The 11,477-nt window shown below is 62.4% G+C and carries 4 protein-coding genes, 1 other RNA gene and 2 pseudogenes; all 7 read left to right on the top strand.

Annotation, left to right across the window (positions count from 1 at the left end; translation table 11 throughout):
• The first annotated feature begins 15 nt into the window (after positions 1-15).
• A non-coding RNA gene (locus ASF90_RS21400) (sX9 sRNA) lies at positions 16-92 on the top strand.
• A gap of 427 nt (positions 93-519) precedes the next feature.
• Entirely contained in the window at positions 520-1,281 is a 762-nt protein-coding gene (locus ASF90_RS04640; RefSeq protein ID WP_055846582.1) for a transporter, read from the top strand.
• Between the two features lie 13 nt (positions 1,282-1,294).
• Entirely contained in the window at positions 1,295-3,643 is a 2,349-nt protein-coding gene (locus tag ASF90_RS04635) for a methyl-accepting chemotaxis protein (RefSeq protein ID WP_055846580.1), read from the top strand.
• Positions 3,644-3,845: 202 nt separating this feature from the next.
• Positions 3,846-6,116 carry a methyl-accepting chemotaxis protein gene (locus ASF90_RS04630; RefSeq protein WP_055846577.1) on the top strand — a complete coding sequence of 757 codons (2,271 nt, stop codon included), beginning with the start codon at positions 3,846-3,848 and terminating at the stop codon, positions 6,114-6,116.
• A gap of 786 nt (positions 6,117-6,902) precedes the next feature.
• Complete coding sequence (locus tag ASF90_RS23220; protein ID WP_156364955.1) at positions 6,903-7,886, top strand: methyl-accepting chemotaxis protein; 984 nt, start codon at positions 6,903-6,905, stop codon at positions 7,884-7,886.
• Positions 7,798-9,492, top strand: a pseudogene (locus ASF90_RS04620) (methyl-accepting chemotaxis protein); the annotation flags it as partial. The gene ASF90_RS23220 and the pseudogene ASF90_RS04620, both read left to right, overlap by 89 nt.
• 454 nt (positions 9,493-9,946) lie before the next feature.
• Positions 9,947-11,477: pseudogene (locus ASF90_RS24090) on the top strand (MCP four helix bundle domain-containing protein); the annotation flags it as partial.

Below are 11,477 nucleotides of genomic sequence, written 5' to 3'. Positions count from 1 at the left end.
GGTGTTCGGTGCGGCATGCACCACGCGTACATTCCAGTTCTGAGCGCGCCGCCCACGCCCACCTGACGACTGCTCGCTACGTTTTGCGAGCCGCGCTAAAGCACGCGTGATCCAGCGACGGCATCTGTGCAAGACGCCGTCTTGGGCACACTCGGCACTGCGCGTTGCACCGAGCCTGCGCGATGCCGGCACGCACGTGGCACCCAACAATTGCCCGCTACGTCGTTCAAACGCATCACCCGTGCTGCATGGCGTTGCCGCAACGCCAGCACCCATCTGCGTGAAAGCCGCACCAAGCAGACGCAAGCGCTGCTAGCGGCTTGGCACTGCACACGCACCCCGCCCCGCCTGGCTCCACCCATCGGCAATGCTTAAAGATTTATCTGACGTTGCCGTTAGCCTGGGTGACAACGGCTGCCTGTGCCCCACCGCAACAGCCGCTCACACACCGCATGTGCGCTGGTGCAGACAACACGCGCAGACGCATGCGTCCGAGACTTGATCGTTGTAGGGGTCACCATGAAGTCATCTATTCTCGCCAGCTGTCTTGTGCTGTTGTGCGTCGCTGGCCATGCCCGCGCCGAAGACCCCATCGCGACCGATCGACCCGATTTCGTCGAGTCCAGCCTCACCGTCGGCAACCATCGGCTGCAGGTGGAAACCAGCGCTGCGTGGGAGCGCGATGCCTCCGTCGATGGCTATTCCACACCGACGCTGTTCCGCTACGGGCTCGGCCAGACCTGGGAATTGCGGCTGGAAACCGACGGCTGGCAGCACATCGACCTGCCCGGCGAATCCAACATCAGCGGTATGTCCGACGTCTCGCTCGGCATCAAACATCATCTGGCCAGCTCCGACAGTGGCAAGACCTCGCTCGCCTGGCTGCTGCATGTGGATCTGCCCAGTGGCGCACAGGCCCTGCGTGGTCACGGGGCGCGTCCGTCGTTCCGGCTGGTGGCCGAATGGGATCTCAGCGACAGCATCTCTGCCGGCGTGATGCCCGGCGTGATCTGGGACGACGACGGCGACGGCCATCGCTACACCGCAGGCATCTTGGGTGCGGTACTGGGCAAAGCCTGGAACGATCGCGTGCGCTCCTTCGTCGAAGTGGCATTGCCGCAGATCGCCAAGAGCGACGATGGCGGCAGTGTGGCACTGCTCGATGTCGGCTCGGCCTGGCTATTGAACAACGATGTGCAACTGGACGCGGTGTACAGCCGCGGCCTCAACGACCGCTCACCCGACCACGCCCTCGGCGTCGGTCTGTCTTTCCGCTTCTGACACGGACCGCGTAATGAAGATCATGCATATGTTGGGCGCTCTGGTGCTGGTGGCTGCACTGGCGCTGCTGGCCCTGGGCGGTGTGGGCTACAACGGTCAGCGCGGGCTGCTGGAAGCCATCGCCGCGCAGGTGATCTCTTCCGATGCGCTGCGTAACCACATGCAGGCCGACATGATGCACGACGCCTTGCGCGGCGACGTCACCGCCGGGCTGCTCGCCGCATCGCACAAGGACGATGCCGGCATTGCCGCCGCGCGTGTATCGCTGGGCGAACATGCCGGCGAATTTCGCGATGCAGTGCAAGCCAACCGCAAGCTGCCGCTGGACCCCGCACTGCGTAGCGAGCTGGAAGCGGTGGCACCCGCGCTGCAGGCTTACATCGCCTCCGCCGAACAGGTCACGACGCTGGCCGAAACCCATGCCGACAGCGCTGCGGCGTACCGCGACTTCACCGACAAGTTCGGCCAGCTCGAAACCCGCATGGGCGCGATCAGCGAGCGCATCCTGGCCTTGAACGAGGCCAACCGCAGCCAGGCCGAGCAGTACAGCCAGCGCGTGATGTGGCAGCAAGGCGGCGCCGTCGTGCTTGCATTCGTCTGCCTGGCGCTGGCCGCCGGCTGGATTCTGCGCTCGGTGTTCGGCCTGCTGGGCGGCGAGCCGCAGCTGGCCATGGCCGCCGCGCAACACATTGCCGAGGGCCGCCTGGACCAGCCGATTCCGGTTGCGGCAAAACATACGCGCAGCCTGATGGCGGCACTGTCGCGCATGCAGCGCGACCTGCGCGAACGCCTGGAGCGCGAGCGCAGCATCGCCGCAGAAAACCTGCGCATTCGCACTGCACTGGATAACGCATCCACCGGCATGTACATCGCCGACCCGGACCTGACCATCATCTACACCAACACCGCGCTGCAGTCTTTGCTGCACACCTATGCAGACGATATCCAGGCCTGCGCGCCGGCGTTCAATCGCACCGCCAACCTGGTCGGGCAACCGGTCTCGCTGCTGGAAGTGGGCAATACGCAGGACGCGGAAATCTACCAGCGTCTCGACCGCCAGGGCGCAGCGCAACGCGAAGTGCAGTACCGCGCCACCTGCATCACGCAGAACGTGTCGGCGATCCGCGACGAGCGTGGCGCGCATCTGGGCTTTGTCTGCGAATGGCGCGACCGCACCGCCGAAGCGCGGGCGGAAGTGGATGTGGCCGATGTGGTGCGCAGCGCTGCGGCGGGCGATCTGTCCAAGCGCATCGACAGCACCGGAAAACAAGGCTTTTTCCTGCAGCTTGCGCAACAACTCAATGCACTGCTCGATGCCAACGCAGTGAGCATCAGTGAGGTATCGCGTCTACTGAGCGCCCTGGCCGAGGGCGACCTGAGCACACGCATGCACGGCGATTTCCACGGCGTGTTCGCCACCATGCGCGACGATGCCAACAGCACCGCCGAAGCGCTGGCGCAGGTGATCGGACGCATCCAGCAGGCCGCCGGCAGCATCCATACCGCCTCCAGCGAAATCGCCGCCGGCAATAGCGATCTGTCGCAGCGTACCGAACAACAGGCGGCCAACCTGGAAGAAACCGCCGCCTCGATGGAAGAGCTCACCTCCACCGTCAAACAAAATGCCGAAAGCGCGCGCCAGGCCAATCAACTCGCCATCGGTGCGGGCGGCGTCGCTTCGCAGGGCGGCGCGGTGGTGGCGCAGGTGGTCACCACCATGTCCGGCATCGAAGTGTCGTCGAAAAAGATCGCCGAGATCATCTCGGTCATCGATGGTATCGCCTTCCAGACCAATATTTTGGCGTTGAATGCGGCGGTGGAAGCGGCGCGTGCTGGCGAGCAGGGTCGTGGCTTTGCAGTTGTTGCCTCGGAAGTACGCACCTTGGCGCAGCGTTCGGCCGGTGCAGCGAAGGAGATCAAGCACCTCATCGACGATTCGGTCAGCAAGGTGGCCGAGGGCTCGCAGCTGGTTCACCAGGCTGGCACCACCATGGCCGACATCGTCGCCAGCGTGCAGCGCGTCACCGACATCATGGGTGAGATTGCCGCGGCCTCGCAGGAACAATCGTCCGGCATCGAGCAAGTCAATCGCACCATCACCCAGATGGACGAGGCCACCCAGCAAAACGCCGCATTGGTGGAAGAAGCCACCGCGGCCGCACGCACGATGGAAGATCAGGCCGGACAGCTGGCGCAGGCGGTCGCACGTTTCACGCTTGCTGATGCGCCCCAGGTCGCCGCGTTGGCACGCCCGGCCAAGCCGACGTCCATCGCGCCGAAACCGGCAACACCCGTGCGCCGCGCATCGGTGAGCGCGCCCACGGTTGCGCTCGGTAACGACAGCCAATGGCAGGACTTTTAAGCGGTATCTGCACCGCCGCAACGACGGCATCGGATGCTGTCGTTGTGCGAACGATATTGGACGATCGGCATGTTTTCCAGGTGAAGTCGCGCATATAGCCGGGCCTGGAACAGTCTGGCTCATCGTTCAGAGATAAAGAATCATCGCTCCGGGCCGCTAGCGTGCAAGACAGCAGCGCAATGCTACGCCCCGGAGTTACATGATGAACAAGTTCAACGATTGGCCCATTCGCCGCAAGCTGATGTTTGCGTTCTGCCTCAGTGCCGTGCTCACCGCCCTGCTCGGTGGTTTGGGCTTTTCGCGCATGAAGCAGATGCAGCAGCAGACCGCACTCATCAACGAGGATGTGGTGCCGGTGCTGAGCAAGTTGTCGGAGCTACGTGGCTTCGCCGGCGAATTCCGCGTCTATGAAGTGGGCCAGTTCGTCAATCTGGACGACCCGGAACGCTATGCGTATTTCTTCAAGCGCATGGACGAAATCCAGGCCAAGTATGCGGAAACGCAAAAGACGCTGGACGCCAAGATCGGGCCGGATTCTGCGCTAAAAGCCGAATACGCCAAGCTGGCCGATGCCAGCACGCGCTACTTCGCCGCCAACGTGAAGCTGCGGACGTTGTACGCAGACCCCGACCGCGCTGCGGCGATGGAATTTTCGCGCAAGCAGTCCGGCGAGATCCGCAAGGAACTGTTCGCATCGGTCGACAAGATGTATGCGCAGCAGTCCAAGGCGCTGAGCGACATGGTCGCGGCCAGCGCCACCTCGTTCAAGTTCACCAGCGCGGTGCTGCTGCTGGGCACCTTGTTGATGGCCGCGCTGTCGATCACCTTCGGCTGGTTGATCGCACGCAGCATCACCAACCCGTTATCCAAAGCACTGGGCGCCATCCAGGCGGTGTCGCGCGGCGATCTGAGCGTGCAGGTCAGCAAGACCAGCAACGACGAAATCGGCCAGATGCTCGAGTCCACCGGCCGCATGACCCAGATGCTGCGCCGCTTCTCCGACGAGACCGCACGCATGTCGCACCTGCATGCGGCCGAAGACATCACCCACCGCATGCCGGAAGATTTCCCCGGCGTCTACGGCACCCTGGCCGGCGGCATCAACACGATGATTTTCGAACACCTGGACGCCATCACCGACTCGGTGCGCATCCTCAACCAGTACGCACAGGGCGACCTGACCCAGGACGCACGCCGGTTACCGGCAAGCCGCGCGATCCTGCACGAAGCGATGGATGCGGCCAAGGCCAGCCTGTTGTCGATCAACACCGAGATCAAGCAGTTGGCGCAGGCGGCAGCGGCGGGTGACTTCAGCGCCCGCGGCGATGCAGCGCGCTTCAAGTACGACTTTGCGGTGATGGTGGCGGACTTGAACTCGATGATGGAAGTCAGCGATCGCAACCTGGGCAAGCTGTCGCAGCTGCTCGGCGCGGTGGCCGATGGCGACCTGACCGCACGCATGGACGGCGAATTCCACGGCGTGTTCGCGCGCCTGCGTGACGATGCCAATGCCACCACACAACGCTTGACCGATATCGTCGGCCGCATCAAGCACTCCACCCTGACCATCAATACCGCCGCCGGCGAGATTGCTGCGGGCAATCAGGACCTGTCGCAGCGTACCGAGCAGCAAGCGGCCAATCTCGAAGAAACCGCCGCCTCGATGGAAGAACTCACCTCTACCGTCAAGCAGAACGCCGAACACGCACGCCAGGCAAATCAGCTGGCGATCGGCGCCGCCGGCGTGGCGTCGCATGGCGGCAGCGTGGTCGGCCAGGTGGTCACCACCATGTCCGGCATCGAGACTTCGTCCAAGAAGATCGCCGAGATCATCAGCGTCATCGATGGCATCGCCTTCCAGACCAATATCCTGGCGTTGAATGCCGCGGTGGAAGCCGCACGTGCCGGTGAGCAAGGCCGTGGTTTTGCGGTGGTCGCCTCGGAAGTACGCACGCTGGCGCAGCGCTCGGCCGGCGCCGCCAAGGAAATCAAGAGCCTGATCGACGACTCGGTCAGCAAGGTGGCTGAAGGCTCGGCACTGGTGCATCAGGCCGGCACCACCATGAGCGAGATCGTCTCCTCGGTGCAGCGCGTGACCGACATCATGAGCGAGATCTCCGCCGCCTCGCAGGAACAGTCGGCCGGCATCGAGCAGGTCAACCAGACCGTCACCCACATGGACGAAGCCACTCAGCAGAACGCTGCGCTGGTGGAAGAAGCCACCGCTGCCGCACGCTCGATGGAAGATCAGGCGCAGCAGCTCACCGAAGCGGTAGCGCTGTTCCGTCTGTCGGCCGAACTGGAATCCCAGACCCGCGCCACCCCGGTCGTGCACCAACTCGCCGCCAAACGCCCAACCGCGCCAGGCAAGCCAGCTACCAAGACGCTTGGCAAGCCGTCTGCTACAAGGCCCGCCGCGCGCGCCGCCGTGGCGTCGGCACCGTCCAACGAATCGGACTGGGCAGAGTTCTAAACCACGTGATCGGTCGCATGGCGGCCGATGCTGTCGAAGCCGCGCTCTTTCGGGAGCGCGGCTTTTTTATTGGTTCTGTGCGCTGGCCTCTGTCTCAGTGCAGTTGGACGATTCAGTCTCAGATCCGATTGATGCGTGCTCTCGCCCTTGATCGGCCAGCTGCATTCGTTAGAGCTTTGCGCTAACGCACAGCATTTTTTCAGTGCGACCCTTCGCACACCGGGGCTAGGACCTGATCGTCCCTAAAAATCGCTTGAAGTACCCATGCGATCAATGCATTCGCACGCACAGATTTGCGCTTGGTCCAGCTTGCGCTCGATGTCCCGCACGGCATGCCCCACCTCAGCACCACGCATCGATACTGCAGCACGCGCTATCCGCGCTTGAACGGATGCGTATACGCATCGCGGCCAGCTTTAGGACGTAAGTCAGGGCCTTGTCGCGACTGACCAACGGCCGCGCGTGCCGCACGGCTGAGCGCAACGGGTGGCAAGCGTCCACCGGTAAGCGCATAGCGCAAATCGCGCCGCCCTCAGTGTCACCGGACATGACAGGTCAGGCCAGAGACAAACACGAGACATCGCAGACAGCATATACAAATCAACGGTCTAGCCCGCTTACAGCATGGGACGCGGGCATTTATCACTGATTAAAATGTCTCTAACGGAATGAGACAGTCAAATAATGTCTTTTTTTTCGTCTGCGTGACTGCGGTCATATTTTTTTCGCATAGCCGTCATTCAGACCTTAGATACCTGAGCCGTTATCTCGCATAGCGGCAAGGGTATGGCGAGATCGTCATGGCTTGCGTCGCAAGCAACATTTCCTGCCACGCACGCCTTCGGAACCCTGTCAATGAACGCATTCTTGCAACGGTACAACGTCGGTCGCCGGTTGGGCGTGGCCTTTGGGATCCTGATTCTGCTGTCCGGCCTGCTGGTCGCCTCCGGCTTTAGCACGATGATCCAAGCACGCGCGCAACTGGATTCCATCGTCAAGAACAACATGATCAAGATTCGACTCAGCAACAATATGCGCTCGGCCAATGCCGACATCTTCATTGCGATGGGGACGCTGGCCATGGTCACCAGTCAGGAACTCAATGACCAAGCCGCAGAGAATGTCAAGCAAAAGCGTGAACTGTATACACACGAACGCAAGGCGCTGGAAGCTTTTCCAGCCTCCGTCGCCGGGCGCAAGTTGCGCGACGAGATCGACGCGGCGCGCACGGTTGCCAGAGGTCTGAACGACCAGATCATTGCCCTGGCAATGCAAAACAAAAACGACGAAGCGCAGATGCTGATGGTCGAAAAAGCACGGCCTGCCATGCTCGCCTGGCAGGCAAAGATTGACGACAACGTCGCACTACAGGAAAAACAGACCCAGCATAGCTACGAGCAGGCCGTCGCCGCGATGAACCGCGGCAAGGCCCAGTTGATTGGTGGAGGCGTGGCGGTGCTGCTGATCAGTAGCCTGCTGGCGTTTGCCATCACCCGCAGCCTGACCCAACCGCTCAGCCGCGCCACTCGCGCTGCTGAATCCATCGCCGGCGGCAAGCTGGATAACGACGTCGATACCCAGGCAAATGACGAAAGCGCTCGCCTGCTCAAGGCAATGAGCAAAATGCAACAGCAGTTGCGCAGCCTGATCGCCGCGCAAACCGACATGGCCAAGCGCCACGACGATGGACGATTCGAGCAAGCTACTCGTGGCCGGCACCGTGTTGGTGGTGTTGCTCAGTGGCGCGTTGGGCCTGATGATCACCCGTAGCCTGACCCAGCCGCTCAGCCGCGCCACCCGCGCCGCCGAGTCGATTGCCGGCGGCAAGCTCGATAACGACGTCGATACCCAGGCAAATGACGAAAGCGCTCGCCTGCTCAAGGCAATGAGCAAAATGCAACAGCAGTTGCGCAGCCTGATCGCCGCGCAAACCGACATGGCCAAGCGCCACGACGATGGCCAGATCAGCTTCCGCATCGATGCATCCGCCTTCCCGGGCGACTACGGCCGCATGGCCAACGACACCAATCTGCTGGTGGCCTCGCACGTGGCCGTGCAGACCGATCTGGCCCGCATCATGGGGCGCTATGCCATCGGCGACCTCAGCGACGACATGAGCAAGCTGCCCGGCGAAAAGGCCGTGTTCACCGACACCATGTCACAGGTCAAGGCCAACCTGGGCGCGATGAACGGCGAGATCAAACAGCTGGCGCAGTCCGCCGCCAATGGCGACTTCAGTGCCCGTGGCGACGCCGAGCGCTTCCAATACGATTTCCGCGTGATGGTGGAAAGCCTCAACACCTTGATGTCCACCGCCGATGGCAACCTGCAATCGCTGTCCGGCCTGCTGCAGTCGATCGCCGCCGGCGACCTCACCGCACGCATGAGTGGCGAGTTCCGCGGCGTGTTCGCGCAGATGCGCGACGACGCCAATGCCACCGCCACCCAGTTGGCCGAAATCGTCGGCAGCATCAAGACCTCGGCCATCTCGATCAAGGGCGCCGCCAGCGAAATCGCCGCCGGCAACCAGGACCTGTCGCAGCGCACCGAGCAGCAAGCGGCCAATCTGGAAGAAACCGCTGCCTCGATGGAAGAACTCACCTCCACCGTCAAGCAAAACGCCGAGGGTGCGCGCCAAGCCAACCAGCTCGCCATCGGCGCCGCCAGCGTGGCGGTGCAAGGTGGCGAAGTGGTCGGCAAGGTCGTCCAGACCATGTCCGGCATCGAAGCCTCGTCCAAGAAGATCGCCGACATCATCAGCGTCATCGACGGCATCGCCTTCCAGACCAATATCCTGGCCTTGAATGCAGCGGTGGAAGCGGCACGTGCCGGTGAGCAGGGCCGCGGGTTTGCGGTGGTGGCCTCGGAAGTGCGCACGCTGGCCCAGCGTTCGTCGGGTGCGGCCAAGGAGATCAAGGACCTCATCGACGATTCCGTGCAGCGCGTCGCCGAAGGCTCCGCGCTGGTGCACACCGCCGGCAAGACCATGAGCGAAGTTGTCTCCAGCGTGCAACGCGTCACCGACATCATGGGAGAAATATCCGCCGCCTCGCAGGAACAGTCGGCCGGCATCGAGCAGGTCAACCAGACCATCACCCAGATGGACGAAACCACCCAGCAAAACGCAGCCCTGGTGGAAGAAGCCACCGCTGCCGCGCGTGCGCTGGAAGAACAGGCGGTGGGCCTGACCGAGGCGGTTGCGGTGTTCAAGACCGACGCGACCTACGCGGCCCCGGCCGTGCGCGCTGTGCCGTCGCGGCCAGTAGTGAGTTCGGCGATTAAAGCGAAAGTGGCTGCAGCCGGGCGTACGCCGGCATCCAAGCCACGCGCGGTGGTCACCGCCTCCAGCAACGACACCAGCTGGCAGGAGTTCTGAGCCAGCGGCGGCAACGCTGGCAGCGTTGCCGCCCAGTCCGTCATGCAGCCGCGCCCCCTCAATGGGCGCGGCTTTTTTTATGCCCGGCACTTCGGGGCCGGATCAAAACGTCTCGCCACGCAGTGTCATGACGATGCGTCTTAAAGCACATTCAATGATCGACAAGACAACTGCGCGTCATCCGCAAGACATTGCAATTTTCCAGCTACAGCAAGCACTCCGGCAGGGCTCGCTTGGTGATGACAGCCATCGGAGCTCGTCTGGATCCGTATTGGCGACTTGGCAAGACACTTACTGTCCTGTCAGTTCACATTCGTGACCGCAGTTATGCTTTTTTCTGCATATAGGCATTCAGCTTCGACGTCTCCGCGCCGCTACTGCGTTAGCAAGGTCATGGCAACTGTCACGGCCCGCTCTCGACGTAGCACCTTCGCTCACATTCCTGGAAATCGGTATGAACGCACTTCTGCAACGCTACAACGTCGGCCCACGCCTGGCGGCCGCATTCGCGGTGTTGATCGTGCTATCCGGCATCATCGCCTTCATCGGCTATCGCGGCCTGAGTTCGGCGCATGCATTGGTGGACGACATCGTGCACCAGAAGATGATCAAGATCCGATTATCGAACGATATGTTGAATGCCAACTACATCATCTCGATGCAGATGCGCAACCTGGTATTGCCTAATAGCGCCGAGCAGAGCAAGCGCTATGCAGAGACCATCCTGCTCAACCGGGAGACCTACACAAAGGCCCGCGAGAAGCTGCGCGCAATGCATTCTTCGCCGCAGGAGCGCGCCCTTGGCAATGAAATCGATGCACGGCGTGGCGTCGCACGGCCAACTGTCGATGAGGTGATGCAGCTGATCAAGGCCAATCAGGTGCAGCAGGCGCAGGCACTACTGCTGAGCAAGGCTTCACCACGCGTGCAAGCATGGCAGGACAAGATTACCGAGAACATTGCGCTGCAGGACAAACTTGCCACCGATGCCTCGGCGGCCGCGCTGCAGTCGATGGACGATTCGAGCAAGCTACTCGTGGCCGGCACCGTGTTGGTGGTGTTGCTCAGTGGCGCGTTGGGCCTGATGATCACCCGTAGCCTGACCCAGCCGACGAAAGCGCTCGCCTGCTCAAGGCAATGAGCAAAATGCAACAGCAGTTGCGCAGCCTGATCGCCGCGCAAACCGACATGGCCAAGCGCCACGACGAAGGGCAAATCAGCTTCCGTATGGATACCGATGCGTTTCCCGGCGACTTCGGCCGCATGGCCAGGGACACAAACGAATTGGTTGCCGGCCATATCAAGGTCAAAATGGAGACAATCCGTCTGGTGGAACGCTATGCCATCGGCGACTTGAGCGAAGACATGCCGGACCTGCCGGGCGAGAAAGCCAACATCACCGCCGCGATACGCCAGGTCAAACAAAGCCTGTCTGCGATGAACGCCGAGATCAAGCAACTGGCGCAGTCCGCCGCCAACGGCGACTTCAGTGCACGTGGCGATGCCGAGCGATTCCAATACGATTTCCGCGTGATGGTGGAAAGCCTCAACACCTTGATGTCCACCGCCGATGGCAACCTGCAATCGCTGTCCGGCCTGCTGCAGGCGATTGCCGCCGGCGACCTCACCGCACGCATGAGCGGCGAGTTCCGTGGCGTGTTCGCGCAGATGCGCGACGACGCCAATGCCACCGCAACCCAGTTGGCCGAGATCGTCGGCAGCATCAAGACCTCGGCCATCTCGATCAAGGGCGCCGCCAGCGAGATCGCCGCCGGCAACCAGGATCTGTCGCAGCGTACCGAGCAGCAAGCGGCCAACCTGGAAGAAACCGCCGCCTCGATGGAAGAGCTCACCTCCACCGTCAAGCAGAACGCCGAGGGTGCACGCCAGGCCAACCAGCTCGCCATCGGCGCCGCCAGCGTGGCAGTGCAAGGTGGCGAAGTGGTCGGCAAGGTGGTCCAGACCATGTCCGGCATCGAAGCCTC

It is taken from the genome of Xanthomonas sp. Leaf148, assembly GCF_001423585.1.
GTDB lineage: Bacteria > Pseudomonadota > Gammaproteobacteria > Xanthomonadales > Xanthomonadaceae > Xanthomonas.
The sequence above is the reverse complement of the archived record's forward strand: the minus strand, read 5'-3'. Positions and strand labels throughout refer to the sequence as shown.